The 257-nt window shown below is 71.6% G+C and carries 1 protein-coding gene; it reads right to left on the reverse strand.

The window, feature by feature from the left end:
• Positions 1-257 (reverse strand): hypothetical protein (locus tag SB786_RS36850; RefSeq protein ID WP_410731666.1); only part of this gene is annotated, 257 nt, incomplete at both ends.

A 257-nucleotide genomic window follows, 5' to 3' on the forward strand; every position in this document is an offset into this window, starting at 1 on the left:
TTCGAGGCCGAACGCGCCGTAGACGAGCGATTTGACGGGCTGCGCGTTCGGCGCGGTGTCGCCGCTGCCGTCCGTGGAGCCGTCGGTTTGTGCGCCGTCCGTGCTGTCGATGCCGGTCTCCGAGCCGTCGGCGCCATCCGCGCTGGCGTCCGCCGTGGCGCTGTCGCCGCTGTCGTCCACGTTGATGTCGTTGCCGTCGTCCGCGATGCTGTCGTCGTTGGCAGCCGCGGCATAGCCGCGCGGCGAGATCCGCACGG

It is taken from the genome of Burkholderia sp. SIMBA_062 (assembly GCF_046534765.1).
GTDB classification, from domain to species: domain Bacteria; phylum Pseudomonadota; class Gammaproteobacteria; order Burkholderiales; family Burkholderiaceae; genus Burkholderia; species Burkholderia ambifaria.